Below are 17,859 nucleotides of genomic sequence, written 5' to 3'. Positions count from 1 at the left end.
AGGCTATTGAATGGCGTCGTTGCGCCACACGTGTACGTACTGGTGTTGGTCCCAGCCGATACTGATCAGGTCCAGGTCGCCGTCGCCGTCGAGGTCGTAAGGCTGGGCTCCCAGGTGGCTTTCTTTGCCACCGTCAATTTCCTGACGGGTGAAGTTAGCCCCACCGTCATTTAGCCAGACCTGCAGGCTAAGGCCAGGTCCCTTGTGTTCGCTGGTGACTATATCGGCGTATCCATCCTGGTTGAGGTCAGGCAAACTCAGATTATTCATGCTGTACTGCGTTACGACTTTAGTACGCACCCAGCCGGTGTCCTGCTGTAGGTAAGCGAACAGACTCGCGTCGGGCTCCAGACCGGGGTACCGCTCCTCGGCCACTACTACGTCGGTTTTGCCGTCTCCATTCAGGTCGGCGGCCTCCACGCGGTCGGTAGCGTGTACGGTAGTGCCAATTTCGTGGCGGGTCCAGTTTGGCGTGATGGTCCCCGGGTTTTCGAACCAGACTACGACGGTAGGTACCTCAGGATCACCTCCTTCGGTCCGGAACCCGCTGATCAGGTCCAGGTCGCCGTCGCCGTCGATGTCAGCTACTCCGAAGCCTTCATCCGAGGCATCCTTTCCCGCCAGCGTTACCGTCCAGGGTTCGGGAGTGCTGGGATCGAGGATGTATAGTCCCCCGAGACTGGCGTAGATCACCTCCTCATCACCGTGCTCCGCGAATACGTCGGCTACCTTATAACCCTGACCGTTGTGATGCCCGGTGGCGGGTACCTGGGCGACGATTCGCTGCTCCGTCCAGTCCGTACCGTCAGCATTGCCGGTAAAGAGTACCACGTCGGGTAGTGCTTCGGCCAGGATGGCCGGCCGGTCCTGGTAATCGATAATCAGGTTGGCGTCCACGTTTCGTCCTAGATCGAGCTTACGCCAGCTACCCGTCATACTATCGCCCGCGTTGAGGTAGACATTGCGCCCGGTCACGATATCCAGGTAGCCATCGCCGTTCAGATCGCCCGCAGCGAGGCCGAAGTAGCGCAGCCAGTCGGGACTGTCGTAGTCGCCCCACATGGTTTTTGCGCTGTCTACCTCGATGTATGTCCAGCGGTCGGTGGGCAGTTGTTCGGTATCATCGCTGTCTGCGCTACGTGCAGTACCGGCGTCTGCGTAGCCGCGCCTGAAGTCATCGGCGGGATTGCCGCAGGCCAGGAGCAGGTAGCTGAGGGCCAGCAGTAAGGCATAGCGGTAGTACACTTTAGTCATATTAGTTGGGCTGGTCGGTTTTGTTCTCTAACAGGTATAGGCTCGTGGCTTCATGCTCCGGCAGGCGGAAAATGTCGTAGTCGCCGTCTCCCTCGAAGTCTGCTACGCGGCCGTTGTAAATACCGTCCTCCGCTACGACTTCGGGGGTGAAGGTTCCGTTACCGTCGTTCACCAGCACCATCACCTCGAAGTGGTCTACACTGAGGTTGACCGCGCGCCCCTTATTGATGCCGGTGACGATGTCCAGATCTCCATCGCCATCCATATCGAAGACCTGCAGGGTATGGGCGGCGGGAATACTATCCAGGATGATGGTCTCCATCCAGTTTCCATCAGCATCCCGCTTATAGACCGCCAGGGGGTAGCCGGCGCGCTCGCTGTGACTGATGAACACCTCAGGACGCCCATCGCCGTCCAGGTCCGCTACCGCGTTCTTAGTACCGTTGGCTGACCAGTCACCGGTTTGGTTGTGCCAGCGATCGCTCAGGGTTTCACGGGTCCATTCGCCGCTCAGATCTCCCCCCGGGTTCATGAATGCATACCCGTTGACGGCTACGTCGGTATCCCCGTCGCCGTCCAGGTCGCCCACATCCATACCCTCGTGCAGACCCGGGGCGGTCAGATCCGCCACCAGCGTAGAGGTGCCGTCCGGATTGCTACGGTGGATGCGCAGGTTCTCGTTTTCGAAGGTCAGCACCGCCAGGTCGTTACGCCCGTCTGCGTCGAAGTCGGCGATACTCAAATCCTTTACCGCACCCCGGGCTTCACCTACGGTGTGGGGGGTCCAGTCGGGCGCTTCGTACCAGAATACCTCGGCGGGTGCTGCTGCATCGTCCCACTCACCAGTATGCTTTACGGCTAGTACGTCCACATCCCCATCGCCGTCCATGTCGCCGGTCTCCAGGTCACCGGAGGCGAAGGTGCCGCCAGTCGGTGGGGCCTGCGCAATAATGGTTTCTTCCCACATGCCTACCTCGGATTGTCCGCTGCGGTAGGCGAGATGACCTCCGTGGGCATTGTTATTGATGTACACTGCATCCATCAGTCCGTCGCCGGTGACATCACCGATGGTGAGAGCCCACCAGGTGTTGACGGTATCCACGATCTCGTGACTACTGAAGGCGAGTGGACCGGACTCGGAGGCTTCTGTCGTAGGTGACTCGGCAGCGGGTGCGGAAGTATTTGCGCAGCCGTATGCCGCCAGGAGAAGAAGATATGCCAGGTAACGCATGTCGGTGATTTATCGTGCGGATGCGGCCCCGATAGCGATCGAGACGCGCTGCTGTGTATACTATCGTGAGGAATATGGTCGGTTCGGAAAGATAGACAAAAAGCCAACTTACCTTTGCGGCCATGCGGATAACCGTTTTCTCCCGTGGCCCCAGTCTGTACAGCACCCGCCGGCTGGTAGAGGCCGCAGAACAGCAGGATCATTCGGTAGACATCGTCGACCATGCCCTGTGTAGTCCCTTTCTAAACGGCAGTAAAAGCGCGCTACTCCATAATGGTTCCGCCCTGCGGATAGGGCAGGTCGCTATACCGCGTATCGGCGCTAATATTACCCACCGAGGCGTGTCAATTATTCGCCAGTTGAACGTACTCGGCATCCCGCATACGCTGTCGGCGGACGCCCTACTGCTGGCACGCGACAAGAGCTGCTGCCTGCAACGCCTCACCGAAGCGGGTATAGATGTGCCACGCACGGTACTCTGCCACTCCATCTTTGAAGCCCGGCTCATTGCCAAGAAGCTGGCTCCATTTCCGGTAGTGGTCAAATTGTTGGAGAGTACCCATGGGGTAGGCGTAGCACTGGCCCACAACATGCACCAGCTGCAGCGGCTCGTGGAGGGATTCCTTCAGCTACAGCCCAGCGTGCTACTACAGGAGTACGTGCGTGAGTCCGAGGGTAAGGACATCCGTGCTTTGGTTGTTGGTGATCGCATCGTAGCCGCTATGGAACGCACCGCGGCCCCCGGTGAGTTTCGGGCCAACATGCACCGCGGTGCTACTGCCACATCCGTTACGCTAAGTGCCGAAGATCAGCGCACCGTACTACGCACCGCCGCCCTGATCGGCGTAGAGGTGGCCGGGGTGGACCTTATTTCCAGCAAGCGTGGCGCGCTGGTCATGGAGGTCAACGCCAGTCCGGGTCTGGAAGGGATCGAGACGGCCACGGGGGTAGACATAGCGGGGGCAATTATCGAATACGCAGTACGCAAAGTATGAAAGACATCGCTCCACTCACCGTCGCGAATGGTGAATTCTACCCCGGGCAGTCCGGCGTGGTCGAACTCGTGGCCGGTCAGCTGCCGAGCGGTAGTGCCGTATCCATTGTAGCTCACGTATTCCGCAGCTTTAAACCGGGCCCCACGATCCTGTTTCTTGCCGGTGTACACGGCGACGAGATCAACGGCGTCGAGATCCTGCGGCGTAGCCTGCGACAGAAAGTCTACAACAAGCTTACCGCGGGTACCGTCGTAGTAGTGCCCCTGCTCAACGTCTACGGCTTTGACAACTTCAGCCGCGACGTACCCGACGGTAAGGACGTGAACCGCAGCTTCCCGGGCAGTGTAAGCGGATCCCTCGCCAGCCGGATCGCCAGCGGACTTAGCCGCAACCTGCTAGCCCACTGCGATCTGGCCGTCGACTTTCATACCGGCGGCCGCGGCGTATTCAATTATCCCCAGATTCGCTATACCCCCGACGATGAGGTGGCCCTACTGGCTGCCCAGCAGTTCGCACCCCCGGTGCTGCTAGCCGCGCGCGCACCGATCAAGTCGCTGCGCCGCTCGGCCCGTAAGGCCCTGAATCTATCGGTGTTGACCTATGAAGGCGGTGAAAATCTTCGGTACGACGGACAGAGCATCACCGAAGGACTGGCGGGCATCAAGCGGCTTTTAGCCGCACGCGGTATGCTCGAACCGGTCTCCGATCCCTTTGCCCGCGTACCGCACGAAGTCACCCACAGTGCCTGGGTACGTGCTAGTCGCGCCGGTCTGTTTCAGTGGACTAAGCGCAGCGGCTATCCAGTGCGCAAAGGCGAGCCCATCGGTACCATCTTCGATCCCCACGGGGTGAAACCCAACAAACGCATCCTGTGTCCCCGCAATGGCTTCATCATTGGCCACAACAATGGGGCGGTGGTCGGTCAGGGTGACGCGCTTTTTCACATCGGGTACCGGGGCGACCCCACACCAGGCTAGGGCCGGCAACGTTACAGCAGTATGTCAGTACAGGTCGACTCCCTCACCAAACGCTACGGTAAGCAGCTGGCCCTGGACGGGATCAGCTTCCGCGCCGAGCCGGGTCAGGTACTGGGCTTTCTGGGTCCGAACGGGGCCGGAAAAACGACCACCCTTAAAATCCTTACCGGCTACCTTTCGCAGAGCAGTGGTACGGCTAGCGTGGCGGGCTACGACGTGACCACGCACAGCCTGGCCGTCCGCCGCTCGGTAGGCTACCTGCCCGAGCACAACCCGCTCTATAAGGATATGTACGTGCGGGAGTACCTGCAGTTTGCGGCCCGCGCCAACCGGGTACCGGACGCCCGTACGCGGATCGCTACCCTGATCGACCGCACCGGACTCGGGCGGGAAGCGCATAAGCAGATCGGTGCCTTATCTAAGGGCTACCGGCAGCGGGTGGGTCTGGCACAGGCGCTACTGCACGACCCGCAGGTGCTGATCCTGGACGAACCTACCAGCGGACTAGACCCCAACCAGTTAGCCGAGATTCGCACCCTGATACAGGAGTTGGGCCGCGAAAAGACCGTCATCTTCAGTACTCACATCATGCAGGAAGTGCAGGCGATCTGCGACCGGGTGGTCATCATCGATCGCGGCAGGCTGGTGGCTGACGACCCCATCGAACGACTGCAGCGGCGGATGCGTGGGGAGCGGTCACTGCTGGTAGAATTTGACCGGTCTGCGGAGCCCGCCGACCTGGCGCAACTGGACGGCGTGCAACGCATCAGCGCCGGTAGATCGCCGCATACCTATCGGCTCCACCTACGGGAGGGAGCCGATATTCGGGCCGCGGTCTTTCACTTTGCGGTAGCGAATCAGCTAACCCTACTTACGATGAGTCCGGAAGAGCTGAGCGTGGAGGAGGTCTTCCGGGCCCTCACTGCCCCCGGATAACTACCTTTGGATCGTGACCCAGACCCTATTCCTACTCCTGTTGCCGGTGCTTCTGTTCGCTCAGGATCGAGTATTCACCGCTGACCTACGGTTTGCAGACGGCGTATACCTTGACAATGATGCGCTGCTGGCCAATACGCCAGACCTAAGCTGGGATAATATTGAGGGCGAGATGGTGCAACTACCCGATGACTACCGGGTGCAGATCGACAACTTCGGCTACCGCGCAGGTACGCATGACGCTCCTTACGCGATCGTCCTGGATGGTCTACCCTACTACTTCGTGCGGGAGGATGCCAAGCGAGGCTACCATGAATTCGCCGGTCTGCGCACGGCCGGCCGCTACGCTACCCTGCAGTACGATACGCTAGTGCACAGCCGGCAACTCATGAAGGCATACAATCCGGCCACGGGCCAGCCCTTCCGGCAGGCCTTTGTGGAGCGAGACCGGCAGCGGCGCCTGTACCGGGTGCTGGAGGTAGCCACCGGCCGGCGGGTACCCCTGGACCGGCCTACGGTGCTTCGCCTCATCGCCACGGAGGAGGACCTGGTCACTGCCCTGGAACGGGCCCCGGTCGATGATACGGCGCGGTTGCTGCGGGCGCTGCAATTGTACAACGACCGCCACCCCCTCTACCTCTCCCCCCCACCGCGCACGCACTAAATGCTAGCTATATACCGCAAGGAGATATCCGGATTCTTCGCCAGCCTGATCGGCTACGTCGTGATCGGCGTTTTCTTGATAGTGATGGGTTTGTTCCTGTTCGTCTTTCCGGACACAAGCCTGCTTACTTATGGCTATGCAAGTCTGGGCCCCTTCTTCCGGCTCGCTCCCAACGTGCTACTCTTTCTGATCCCGGCCATCTGTATGCGCGCGCTGGCGGAGGAACGACAGACGGGAGCCATCGAACTACTGCTCACCCGTCCGCTCCGGGACTGGGATATCGTGCTGGGTAAGTTCCTGGCCTGTTTGACCCTGGTCGTGATCGCACTACTCCCCACCCTACTCTACTACTACACCGTGTACCAACTCGGTGAGCCAGTTGGCAACATCGACATGGGCGGCACCCTGGGTAGCTACCTCGGACTGTTATTTCTCAGTATGGCCTTCGTGGCGATCGGACTGTTTGCCAGCGCGTTGACTACCAATCAGATCGTGAGCTTTCTGCTAGCTCTGGCCCTGAGCTTCTGGTGTTACTTCGGCTTCGACTACCTGGCCGCCCTGCCAGTATTCTATGGCAACGGCGATCAGCTCATCGCAAGCCTGGGTATGCAGGACCACTTTCAGCGTTTAGGCCGCGGACTTATCGACACGCGTGACGTCATGTACTTTATGACGCTTACGGCACTGTTTCTACTCTTAACGGTGCTCTCCCTAGACCGCCGGCGCTGGTAATACAGCTGCACGGGACCCGGGCGGAAGTCGTAGCTTACCACCACGGTATGGAGGCACCTCTCGACATTTTACGGCGCTACTGGGGATACCCGGCCTTTCGTCCGCTGCAGGAAGAGATCATCAGCAGCGTCCTGGCTGGAAAGGACACACTTGCGCTGCTGCCAACCGGTGGCGGGAAGAGCCTTTGTTTTCAAATTCCGGCGCTGGCGTTGGAGGGTGTGACCCTGGTCGTATCCCCTCTGATCGCCCTGATGAAGGATCAGGTACGTCAACTGCGTGAACGCGGTATTGTGGCCGAGGCTATCTACAGCGGACTCCGCAATCAGGAAATCGACCGCATTCTCGACAATGCGGTCTACGGAAATACCAAGCTGCTCTACCTCAGTCCGGAGCGCCTGCTTACCGACCTGGCCAGGGAGCGCATCCGTAGGATGCCGGTAGTACAGATTGCGGTAGACGAAGCCCACTGCATCAGTCAGTGGGGCTACGACTTCAGACCAGCCTACTTACGCATCGCCGAGCTGCGGGAGCTTCACCCCGACGTACCCCTCATCGCCGTCACCGCTACGGCGACTCCGGAAGTGATCACCGATATCCAGGAGAAGCTTGTCTTCGGTGACCGGCGGGGAGTGTTCCAGCAAAGCTTTGCCCGCGAGAACCTGGCGTACATCGTGCGCCGTCCGCCCGGCAAAGAAGACCAGCTCGTCCGCGTGCTGGAGGGCGTTAGTGGTAGCAGCATCGTGTATGTCCGCAGCCGGGGCCTCACCAAGGAACTGGCCCATAAGCTTAGTCGGAGAAATATACCGGCTGCGGCCTTTCATGCGGGTCTCGAACCTGCGGAAAAGGACCAGCGGCAGGGCGACTGGATCGAGGATAAGCTACGCGTCATCGTGGCCACCAACGCCTTTGGCATGGGGATCGACAAGCCTAACGTGCGTTCGGTGATCCACTATGGTCCTCCGGATAGTCCCGAGGCCTACTTTCAGGAGGCTGGTCGCGGCGGGCGGGATGGGACGACGAGCTACGCGGTCATGCTATACCACTCTAGTGACGGGGAACGACTGATCCGTAACTGGACCTACTCCTACCCCCCCATACCCGAGATCAAACGCATGTACCGCGCGCTGGGCAGCTACCTACAACTCGCCGTCGGTGGGGGGCAGGGCGAAACCTATGCGTTCGACCTTACCCGCTTCAGTCAGAACTTCGGATTCGATATTCGGCAGGCCTACAGCGGACTCAAAGCACTCGAGCAGGCGGGGTATATCATTCTCACCGAAGACCTGGTACAAGCCGCGCAGCTTCAGTTCATTGTGACCAAGCAACAACTCTACGACTACCAGCTCAAAAACCCCCGGATCGACCGTATGGTGAAGTCCATTCTACGCACTACCCAGGGAGCGTTTACCAACCCGGTGCAGTTGCGGGAGGGCAGCCTGGCCAACTTCCTGCAACTCACCGTGGAAGAACTGCGCCGAATCCTGCATAAGCTGCGTGGCGACGGCATCATTGATTACATCCCCGAGCGTGAGGGACCGCAGATCGTGTTCGTCGAGGAGCGCATCGATCCTACTAATCTGCGCATCGATGAAGTCCGCTACCGCTTCCTGAAAGAACGCACCCGGCACCGGGTCGATACGATGATCGCTTACTGTGAGGGCGATCAGCAGTGCCGCTCCCAACTCTTACTGCAGTACTTCGGAGAGTCGGACGCTCCGGCCTGCGGCAACTGCGACGTGTGCCGCAAAGCGCAGGTAGCCCCCCCGAATAACCGGCAGGTGTACGTGAAGGTCATGGAACTTCTCGAACCCACCGGAGAGGTGAGTATCCCTGAAGTCGTGAGTGCATTCTCCAGTCTGACTGCGGAAGCCGTCACTGGCTACCTACAGACCCTGCTGAACGAAGGCATCATCGTAAAAACTGGAGATAAGCTGCGTCACCCATGAGAATCATCTGCACGGTCACGAATGACCTGAGCCACGATCAGCGGATGGACCGGATATGCACGACCCTGCAGGCCGCCGGTCACGACGTTCTCCTGCTAGGACGGTGGCTACCCGGTAGCCCCCCACTTGAGTCGCGCACCTACCGTACGCATCGTCTACGCTGCCGCTGGCACTCTGGGAAGCGGTTCTATCTCGAATACACGTACCGCCTAAGGAACTACCTCCGCCAGCAGACCGCGGAGGTAATCTGTGCAGTCGATCTGGATACTTTATTGGCGGTCAGCTTCCTGCGTAGTCCCGACACTAAAATTGTGTACGATGCGCACGAATGGTTTAGTGAGACGCCCGAGGTGGTCCACCGCCCCCTCATCCGTCGGATTTGGCGAACGGTAGGCCGCCGGCTCGTTCCTCGTACCGATGCACGCTATACGGTCGGCCCTGCGCTGGCCGAGCTACTTGAGGAGGACTATAAGATTACATTTGAGGTCATTCGAAATGTACCAGAGCAGATCGAGTATACAAATAAAGAAAATTCTGAAGGAGTAATACTGTACCAGGGTATGCTCAACCCAGGGCGCGGTCTAGCTACAGCCATTGAAGCGCTACCCCTCTTACCATCTAGTTGTAAGCTATGGATCGTAGGCTCCGGTCCTGAACTCGAACCACTCCAGCGCATCGCCGTGGAATTTGGCGTCAGCAACCGGGTATGGTTCGCCGGCTTTACACCACCAGCCGACCTGCCAGCGCTCACGGCGCAAGCCTGGCTAGGCCTCAACCTACTGGCCGATTCTAGTCCGAGCTACTACTACAGTCTCGCCAATAAGTCGCTCGATTACATACAGGCTGGCCTGCCCAGCGTACAGATGGACTTCCCGGAATACCGGGCGATTCACGTACAGTACGATGTGTTCTCACTACTCCCTACCCTTTCTCCGACAGCGCTGGCAGCGGTCATACGAGAACTTATCGATCAGCCCGATCGGTATGTACAGTTACAGGCCAACTGCCACGCAGCAGCGCGCGACCTCTGTTGGGAAGTCGAAGCTCCTAAGCTCCTGAAGATCTATTCAGATTTAGCCCGCCAGGTGACTACTTCACCGGCTCGGCTTCCCGCACGTTCAGACTGATCTTGCCGCCCTCGATGCGCATGGCAAGCCGGTCGAAGTGCTTTAGCCAGCCCACGAAATCCTCCCCGAGTAGCTCGCGGCGCCAGCCGGAGCCCAGAATACTCTGGCGGATAGATTCTTCCTGCTTCATCCGCTTGATCGCATTACGGGGCATGACCAGGGCATGGCTGATATTAGCCTCTGCGGCCCGGTACTTCATGAGCAGGTAGAGCAGTTCGATGATCATATCGTCATCCTCATCCTCCTGGGTAGTACGCTGGATCTGTTTGACGATCGTGAGTTCCTCCGGCGTGGCGGGAGTGTTGTAGAAGTCCACGAAAAGATCTCCGTGCCGACTCACGGTCTTGCCCGGTAGTCGCCGGTTTTCCATCATACTCTCCTTGCCGCCGCGGACGCCGCGCACGAGCTGACCGATGATCTTTCCCGGCAGGATCATTTCCTTCGAGTAGTTCCGCTTTTCAGCCTGCGAACGGCGCCATTCGAATAGGCGCAGCAGGAAGACCCGATCTTTCGTTTTACTGCTACGGGCGATGTTGCTGTGCAGCAACTCGTGGTTCGGATCGCGGTAGTAGTAATCGCCGTCCGTCATCAGTGCACACTCTTCCAGGGCCCAGTCCAGGCGATCGTTGGTGCGCAACTTGTCCGTAATGATATCGTACAGCTGACGCAGGTATACTACATCGTACAGTGCGTACTTGATCTGCTTGTCGCTCATGGGGCGGCGCGACCAGTCGGTGACGGCGTAGCCCTTCCCTACGCTCTCCCCCGTCTCCGCCTCGACCAGCTTAGCAAAGCTCGTAGGATAGCGGTGGCCGATGAAGGCGGCGGCTACCTGAGTATCGAATACGTTGGCCGGGGTGATACCGTGTGCGCGGTAGAGCAGACGGTAATCGTTGTCGCCGGCGTGGGTGATCTTGACCACGGCGGGGTCCTGTATGATGTCTAGAAAGGGGGTAAGATCGTCTACGGCCAGGGGGTCGAGCAGGTAGTATCCGTGTTCGCTGCTGATCTGTATCAGGCACAGCAGGGTGTGGTAGCGTTTCTCGCCGATGAATTCCGTGTCGAAGCCCATCCAGTCCACCCCCCGGTGAAGATCGGCAAACTGTTGTAGGCCCTGCGGACTGTTAATAAGTGTGTAGTCGATACCGGCTGCGGTCATGAGAGATACTTAAGGACTGGGATAACCTACTGCGATCATCCCCGGGGTGTGACGCAAAACTACGTTCAGAGTCACTCTAGCGGCACTAACAAGCCGCTACCACAAAGGTTATACCCAACCAGCCACCCCACCAAGCTGTTCCCGCTAAAATTTATCTTATGAAACTCGCCAAACGTCTGCTCATTGGTTTTGCCGTTTTTTTCGTCCTGTTGATCGGATTCCTGGTTGCCGCCCCCGTGCTGTTTAAAGATCAGATCGTCGCCAGAGTCAAGACTGCCGCCAATGAGAACCTGAACGCCCGCGTCGACTTTGCGGATGCCGATGTGAGCTTCCTGCGTAGCTTCCCGGACATCTCACTCGTCGTCGAAGACTTCTCCGTAGTGGGCATCGACACCTTCGCCGGTCTGCCCCTAGTGACCGGTCAGGAGGCCCGTGTCGACCTGGGTTTTTGGTCCGTCATCGCCGGAGGGGGCCGCTACCAGATCGATGCCGTCACCCTGGAGCAGCCCGATGTGAATATTTTAGTTCTCACGCCTGAGCTCGCCAACTACCTCATCACCATCGACGATCCAGCGGGCGCGGACGCCGGTGCGAGTGCTTCTACGGAAGGCACTATGCTCATAACGCTGGACCACTTCGCCATTAATGACGGTAGCCTAGTATACGATGATCGTACCACCGAGACCTATATCAAACTTACCGGTATGCAGGCTACCGGCGACGGTGACTTCACGGCCTCCGTATTCGACCTCACGACTCAGGCCCAGGCCGATGCCTTTACCCTACAGCAGGGCGGACTGACCTATCTGGATGAAGTGCGCCTGGACGCTGATGCTATCGTCAACATCGATGCCGACGAATTTCGCTACACCTTCAAGGACAACCGCGTAGACCTCAATGCGCTCCGTCTGGAGTTTGGTGGAAGCATTGACCTGCAGGAGAATGACGACATCGACTTCGACCTGACCTACCAGGCCCCGGCCAATGATTTTCGCCAGCTCTGGAGTATCGTCCCCGCGGCGTATACCGAAGGCTACGAACGGGTAAAGACCGGCGGCACCTTCACCCTGTCGGGAACCGTTGACGGTACCTTTAATAGTGAGCAGGAAGTCTACCCCGCCTTCACGGTTCAGAGTGATATAAGCGGAGGCAGCGTGCAGTACCCGGGCCGACCAGTTGGCATTACGGGTATCGATGCCCAGCTAGCTGTAACCAGCCCGTCCAGCGACCTCAACCAACTGGTGGTCGATATCCCACGCTTCGATTTCAACCTGGGGGGTGACCCCTTTACCGGTCTCTTTAAACTACGTACCCCGCTGTCCGATCCAAACATAGACGCCCGCATCAAGGGCACGCTCGACCTGGCGAAGTGGTCTTCCGCTATTCCGCTGGAGGGCGTCAGTGAATTAGCCGGCCGCATCGTGGCCGATATCACGGCCGCCAACGTACGGCAAAGCGCCATTGACGCCGGCCGCTACGCCGAGGTCGACCTTGCCGGTGATGTGCTGATCAGCAACCTGGTGTACGCGGCGGAGGGTACCCCCCCGGTGCGGATCGCCCAGGCGCGGGCGGAGTTCAGTCCGCAGTTCGTTGACCTGCAGCAGTTCACCGCTACCCTGGGGCGCAGTGACATCTCCGCATCCGGTAAGATCAATAATATACTGGCCTACTTTAGCCCCGAGCAGACCATGCGGGGCAGCGTCACCCTGCGCTCCAACTTCTTCGATGCCGACGAGTGGATGGTCGAGGAAGAGCCCGACCGGGTGAGCAGTCCGGCTGAATTAAACGGTCCGGCCACTGCTTCCACAGCGGAAAGCGAGTCTATGGAGATCTTCGATCGCTTTGACTTCGACGTGGATGCTGACATCAAGGAGCTCGCCTACGGCACCTACCGACCTAAAGACCTCCGCGTGACGGGCAACATCAAGCCCAACCGCCTGGAGATCGCCAATGCCGCTGCTACCCTGGAGCAAAGTAGTTTCACCGCTTCCGGAATCGTCAATAACCTGTTCGACTACACCTTCGACGATGGCGTGCTCACGGGTGATCTATCCGTCCGTTCGGGATTCTTCAACGTTGCGGATTTCATGGAGGACCCCGCCTCGGACTCCGCACCTGCGACCTCGCCCTCAGACTCCGCGCAGGCTGCCGCACCCATTCCTATTCCCCGGAACATTAACCTACAGGTGGATATGCTGGCTGACCGCGTACAGTACACGGACATCACGATGAACAACGTGAAGGGCATCATGCGTATACGCGACGGGGCGGTAGTGATCGAAGACGGACGGGCCAACCTACTGGGTGGAGCGATGGGTTTCACCGGCTCCTACGACACGGCGGAGGGAGACGAGCCGGGCTTTCATTTCTCGTACGATATGGAGAACCTGGACTTTTCCCAGGCATTCAGTAGCCTCAATACCTTTGCCATCCTGGCGCCGGTAGGTAAGTTCATTTCCGGCACCTTTAGCAGCCAGTTGGTGATGGAGGGCAAGCTAGGGGCTGATATGTTCCCCGATCTAAAGAGTATCGACGCGAAGGGATTGTTGCGCACCGCAGAGGCCCGTATCGCATCCTTCAAACCCCTGCAGGTCATCGGCAACGCGCTCAACGTGAACGAGCTGAAGAACAGTACGACCATCCGGAACATCATCGCTGCCTTTCAGGTAAACGACGGTAAGGTCACCGTGAACCCCTTCGATTTCAAGCTGGCCGGCATCCCCATGCAATTGGGGGGTACCCACGGTCTGGATACCGACATGGACTACCGTATCCGTGCCGCCGTTCCACGTACCCTAATCCAGGGTAATTTGGTGACCGGCACGGCACTATCCGCGCTAGACAAGCTATCCGGTCAGGCAAGCAAGCTGGGACTCAATATCTCCCCCGGTGACACCCTGAATCTCAATATTAAGCTGACCGGTACGCTGGCCAGTCCGCGGGCCGGCTTCGATCTGCTGGGTACGGAAGGTAGCGGTGGCGATCAGTCGCTGGCCGGCTCGGTCACCGATGCGGTAAAGGACCGCGTACAACAGGAGTTGGACACCCGTAAGGAGGAAGTGCGCAATGAGCTGGAGAATCGTGTAGACTCGGCCAAAGCGCTCGCGGGCAACCGGGCCAAGCTGGTCGAAGACAGTCTGCGCAGTGCCGCCGCCCAGCAGGCCGAGCGCCTGGAGCGCGAAGCGGCCAATCAACTGAAGGGAGCGCTAGGACTCGGACGCGACACTACGGCGAGTGCCGACAGCCTTGCCCTACCCGGGGCTGCCAAGGATGCGGTAGACGATGTGAAAAAGGAGCTGGAAAAATTCAACCCCTTCAAGCGGAAGAAGTCGGGGGACGGCGGGCAGTAAAACGCAAAAAGCCGTTACGGACGATCGTCCGTAACGGCTAATGCTAAAGTAGCGGGGGCAAGACTCGAACTTGCGACCTTCGGGTTATGAGCCCGACGAGCTACCAACTGCTCCACCCCGCGATGTAATTTTTACCACGCTACCTTCGTAACGGGCTGCAAAGATAGATACAATCCGCAATCCGCAAAAGTTTGCCGCACTTTTTAGAAAATTAATCTTCCGTTTCGGGAGCCAGCTGAACGCGCAGCCCGTCGAGCGCCTCCGTGATCCGTAGCTGACAGCCCAGTCGGCTGTTGTCCTCCACAAAGAAGGCCTGGTCGAGCATATCCTCTTCGTCGTCCCGCATTTCCGGTAGCGGGGTGTCGGACACGACGTAGCAGTGGCAGGTGCTGCACAGCGCCATGCCCCCGCAGGTCCCCTTGACGGGCAGTTCGTAGGCCTTACAGACTTCCATGACGTTCATATTCATGTCCGTAGGCGCTTCCAGTTCGTGGATCTCGCCGACGCGGTCGATGACGGTCAGCAAAATGTTTCCGGGTTCGGGCATGGGCTTGATTTGCGGGGCAAATATAGGTCGCTGCGGCGTACCTTTGCGCGCTCTTAGGCGGGGTCGTGGCATGTGTCACGTAGGTAAGTCCTTGATGCACAGATGGAGAAATATATAAACCTCTTTGATTTTTCGCAGAAGGTCAACTACCGGATCGAGATCCTCTCGGGCATTACCGTAGCCCTGGCCCTGGTGCCGGAGGCGGTTGCCTTCGCATTTCTTGCCGGGTTGCCCCCGCTCACGGGTCTGTACGCGGCCTTCGTGATGGGTATCGTCACGGCCATCTTCGGCGGTCGGCCAGGCATGATCTCCGGTGCTACCGGTGCCGTTGCCGTGGTGATCGTATCGCTGGCGCAGTCTCACGGCATCGAGTACATCTTCGCCACCGTCGTACTGGCGGGTCTGTTCCAGGTGCTCGCCGGTGTGCTACGATTGGGCAAGCTGATGCGGCTGGTCCCCCACCCTGCCATCTTCGGCTTCGTCAACGGACTGGCGATCATCATCTTCATGTCGCAGCTGGATCAATTCAAGAATCCCGCTACGGGCGATTGGCTCACGGGTAGTGCGCTGTATCTATTTGTCGGACTGGTCCTGCTCACCATGGCCATTATCTGGGGTCTTCCGAAGCTGACCAAGACCGTACCGGCTTCCCTCGTTGCTATTCTCACGGTATTCGGCGTAGTAGCTGCGCTGGGCATCGACACCAAGACGGTGGGCGACCTGGCCAGTATCTCCGGTGGCTTCCCACCCTTCCACATCCCGCAGGTTCCCTTCACTTTCGAGACGCTGCAGGTCATCCTGCCCTATGCCCTGATCGTAGCCGGCGTTGGACTCATCGAAAGCTTGCTGACTCTCAACATCATCGATGAGATCACCGAAACGCGGGGTCGCGGTAATAAGGAGGCGGTGGCGCAGGGTGCGGCGAACATTCTGTCGGGCTTCCTCTCCGGAATGGGGGGCTGTGCCATGCTCGGCCAGTCGCTGATCAACATCAGTGCCGGTGCGCGGGCGCGGCTTTCCGGTATCGTAGCGGCGGTGATGCTGCTGGTATTCATCATGTTCGGCAGTAGCCTGATCGAGCTGGTGCCCATGGCGGCGCTGACTGGTCTGATGATCATGGTAGCCGTAGGCACCTTCGAATGGGCCAGTCTGAATGCCTTCGGTAAGATGCCGAAGTCGGACCTGCTGGTGATGGTCCTGGTCACCCTGGTCACGATCTTCCTGCACAACCTGGCGCTGGCGGTCATCGTGGGCGTAATCATCGCAGCGCTCAACTTTGCCTGGGAAAGTGCAAAACGCATTCGTGCCCGCAAGCACGTGGACGAGCGGGGCGTGAAGCACTATGAGATCTACGGCCCGTTATTTTTTGGCTCGGTGGCCGTGTTCAACGACAAGTTCGATGTGCTCAACGATCCGGACGAGGTCGTGATTGACTTTGAGGAAAGCCGTATCGTAGATATGTCAGCCATTGAGGCGCTGAACAAGCTCACCGAGCGCTACCACAAGGTGGGTAAGAAGGTGCACCTACAGCACCTCAGTAAGGACTCCCGTCAACTGCTAAGCAAAGCCAGTGCCATTATTGAAGTCAACGTACTCGAGGATCCTACCTATAAGGTTGCGGTAGATCAGCCGTCGTAGGTCCGCAGGCTATCTTGCCCGGCAAAGCAGTATAGCATGGCCAAACGGATCGGTATTACCGGAAACATCGGGGCGGGAAAGACCACGGTCTGCCGGGAGTTTGAGCGCTTAGGCGTGCCGGTGTACTACGCGGATGTACGGGCAAAGGCACTAATGACTGACGATCCGGACCTTCGTCAGGCAATCATCCAACGGTTCGGAGTCCAGTCGTACAGTGCCGGCGGTCTCAACCGGGCCTATCTAAGCGAGCGGGTCTTTGGAGATGCGGATGAGCTTAGGGCGCTGAATGCCCTGGTCCACCCGGCGGTAGCCCGTGACGCCAGCCGCTGGTACGCCGATCAGGATGCCAGCTATACCCTACACGAAGCCGCTATTCTATTCGAGATTGCCGCGGCTACTCTATACGATGCTACTATCGTCGTAGCCTGCCCGGAGCCCATACGCATGCAGCGGGTCACGGCACGCGATGGGATCACGCCGGCCCAATTCAACGAGCGGGCGGCCCAGCAGTGGACGGATGCTCGAAAGGAAGCCGCTGGTACGTACCTGATCCACAACGATGGAAAGCAACTGCTGCTGCCGCAAATTCTGACCTTGGACCGCCTGCTTCGCACTTAAACAAGCGGGTGATCGTTACTGGAGCACTTAGCCTAGAATAAACCGTCCATGCGCTACCTCCTTGTTCTTGCCACCGCCTACCTATTTACTGCCTGCGCGGCTGAATACGCCGTAGAGGACCAGGCTGGTGCCCAGGGCACGTTCGCCGTATCGGGCCAGGGGGAAACACTGGGGCAGTACCCCCTCACCAATCCTGACTCAGTGCCCATCCCTGAAGCCGGATTCAATGACTCCCTCGGTGGTAGTGGAGCTAATGCTCCCACTCCGTACGGACTCACCATTCGTGAAGAAGGAGATGCTTATGCGGGCAGTAAGGGTGGCACTACGGGCCCGGCCTCCGCACCTGCGCTCGCGGCCCAGCAGTTACTTGCCGGACGCTGGATCAGCACGGACGATGCGCAGGAACAGGTAGAGCTAACGCCTACCCACTACAAGACCTACTACGAGGGTGAACTGCTGGTGGAGGAAAATATGGTGTTTCACAACGTCTGTCCGGGAGCGTGTAGCGGGGGGAGCAGTACGGGCGAGCCGTGCTTCACTATTTCAGGTGCGGCGCAGACCGATTGTTACGGTATCGTGCGCCTCGATGAGGAGGTACTGGAGCTGCAGTTGCTGGGCGTGAGCAACGAAACCATCGTTTACCGTAGAGCGGACTAACTATTCATACCTCCGGGCGCGCAAGCGG

The 17,859-nt window shown here is 58.9% G+C and carries 15 protein-coding genes and 1 tRNA gene; 11 read left to right on the top strand and 5 right to left on the bottom strand.

All coding sequences use genetic code 11. The annotated features are described in order from the left end of the window. Positions 1 to 3: 3 nt before the first annotated feature. A complete protein-coding gene (locus MJQ68_RS06850) occupies positions 4 to 1,254 on the bottom strand; it encodes an FG-GAP repeat domain-containing protein (protein WP_238750287.1) in 1,251 nt (416 codons plus the stop codon). Between the two features lies 1 nt (position 1,255). Beyond that, positions 1,256 to 2,485 (bottom strand): FG-GAP repeat domain-containing protein, encoded by a 1,230-nt coding sequence (locus MJQ68_RS06845; RefSeq protein WP_238750286.1) that lies wholly within the window; start codon positions 2,483 to 2,485, stop codon positions 1,256 to 1,258. A 122-nt stretch (positions 2,486 to 2,607) separates the two neighbouring features. On the opposite strand from MJQ68_RS06845, the gene MJQ68_RS06840 reads away from it, so the two are divergent. The 7 genes from MJQ68_RS06840 to MJQ68_RS06810 are packed head-to-tail and all read left to right on the top strand — an operon-like array spanning position 2,608 to position 9,862. Then, positions 2,608 to 3,480 (top strand): ATP-grasp domain-containing protein, encoded by an 873-nt coding sequence (locus tag MJQ68_RS06840; protein WP_238750285.1) that lies wholly within the window; start codon positions 2,608 to 2,610, stop codon positions 3,478 to 3,480. Continuing rightward, on the top strand, positions 3,477 to 4,457 hold the full coding sequence (locus MJQ68_RS06835; protein ID WP_238750284.1) for a succinylglutamate desuccinylase/aspartoacylase family protein: 981 nt from the start codon (positions 3,477 to 3,479) through the stop codon (positions 4,455 to 4,457). Before MJQ68_RS06840 ends, MJQ68_RS06835 begins: the two co-directional genes overlap by 4 nt. Before the next feature lie 21 nt (positions 4,458 to 4,478). Then, positions 4,479 to 5,393: a gliding motility-associated ABC transporter ATP-binding subunit GldA gene (gene gldA, locus MJQ68_RS06830; RefSeq protein WP_238750283.1), complete on the top strand. Its 915-nt coding sequence runs from the start codon at positions 4,479 to 4,481 to the stop codon at positions 5,391 to 5,393. A gap of 13 nt (positions 5,394 to 5,406) precedes the next feature. Then, positions 5,407 to 6,057, top strand: coding sequence for a hypothetical protein (locus MJQ68_RS06825; RefSeq protein ID WP_238750282.1), 651 nt, complete (start codon positions 5,407 to 5,409; stop codon positions 6,055 to 6,057). Further along, the gene (gldF, locus tag MJQ68_RS06820; RefSeq protein ID WP_238750281.1) at positions 6,058 to 6,789 is read left to right on the top strand and encodes a gliding motility-associated ABC transporter permease subunit GldF; all 732 of its coding nucleotides are present in this window, start codon (positions 6,058 to 6,060) and stop codon (positions 6,787 to 6,789) included. Positions 6,790 to 6,836: 47 nt separating this feature from the next. Further along, positions 6,837 to 8,735, top strand: coding sequence for a RecQ family ATP-dependent DNA helicase (locus MJQ68_RS06815; protein ID WP_238750280.1), 1,899 nt, complete (start codon positions 6,837 to 6,839; stop codon positions 8,733 to 8,735). After that, on the top strand, positions 8,732 to 9,862 hold the full coding sequence (locus tag MJQ68_RS06810) for a glycosyltransferase family 4 protein (RefSeq protein ID WP_238750279.1): 1,131 nt from the start codon (positions 8,732 to 8,734) through the stop codon (positions 9,860 to 9,862). Before MJQ68_RS06815 ends, MJQ68_RS06810 begins: the two co-directional genes overlap by 4 nt. On the opposite strand, the gene MJQ68_RS06805 is transcribed toward MJQ68_RS06810, so the two are convergent. After that, on the bottom strand, positions 9,825 to 11,021 hold the full coding sequence (locus tag MJQ68_RS06805; protein ID WP_238750278.1) for a ribonuclease D: 1,197 nt from the start codon (positions 11,019 to 11,021) through the stop codon (positions 9,825 to 9,827). The genes MJQ68_RS06810 and MJQ68_RS06805 overlap by 38 nt on opposite strands. Positions 11,022 to 11,179: 158 nt before the next feature. On the opposite strand from MJQ68_RS06805, the gene MJQ68_RS06800 reads away from it, so the two are divergent. Next, positions 11,180 to 14,371, top strand: coding sequence for an AsmA-like C-terminal region-containing protein (locus MJQ68_RS06800; protein WP_238750277.1), 3,192 nt, complete (start codon positions 11,180 to 11,182; stop codon positions 14,369 to 14,371). 49 nt (positions 14,372 to 14,420) lie between these two features. Here the strand turns inward: MJQ68_RS06800 and MJQ68_RS06795 are convergent. Further along, positions 14,421 to 14,493 (bottom strand) — tRNA-Met (locus tag MJQ68_RS06795). 89 nt (positions 14,494 to 14,582) lie between these two features. Continuing rightward, positions 14,583 to 14,918 (bottom strand): 2Fe-2S iron-sulfur cluster-binding protein, encoded by a 336-nt coding sequence (locus MJQ68_RS06790; protein ID WP_238750276.1) that lies wholly within the window; start codon positions 14,916 to 14,918, stop codon positions 14,583 to 14,585. A gap of 102 nt (positions 14,919 to 15,020) precedes the next feature. On the opposite strand from MJQ68_RS06790, the gene MJQ68_RS06785 reads away from it, so the two are divergent. From MJQ68_RS06785 to MJQ68_RS06775, 3 genes are read left to right on the top strand one after another with little or no spacing between them, the layout of a single operon-like run. After that, complete coding sequence (locus MJQ68_RS06785; protein ID WP_238750275.1) at positions 15,021 to 16,556, top strand: SulP family inorganic anion transporter; 1,536 nt, start codon at positions 15,021 to 15,023, stop codon at positions 16,554 to 16,556. A 36-nt stretch (positions 16,557 to 16,592) separates the two neighbouring features. Next, complete coding sequence (gene coaE, locus MJQ68_RS06780) at positions 16,593 to 17,174, top strand: dephospho-CoA kinase (protein WP_238750274.1); 582 nt, start codon at positions 16,593 to 16,595, stop codon at positions 17,172 to 17,174. A 48-nt stretch (positions 17,175 to 17,222) separates the two neighbouring features. Next, a complete protein-coding gene (locus tag MJQ68_RS06775) occupies positions 17,223 to 17,831 on the top strand; it encodes a hypothetical protein (RefSeq protein WP_238750273.1) in 609 nt (202 codons plus the stop codon). The last annotated feature ends 28 nt before the right edge of the window (positions 17,832 to 17,859 follow it).

Origin of the sequence: Neolewinella maritima (genome assembly GCF_923081025.1) — a bacterium.
Lineage (GTDB): Bacteria > Bacteroidota > Bacteroidia > Chitinophagales > Saprospiraceae > Neolewinella > Neolewinella maritima.
Note: the sequence above shows the minus strand (reverse complement) of the source record. Positions and strands in the feature narration are given on the sequence as shown.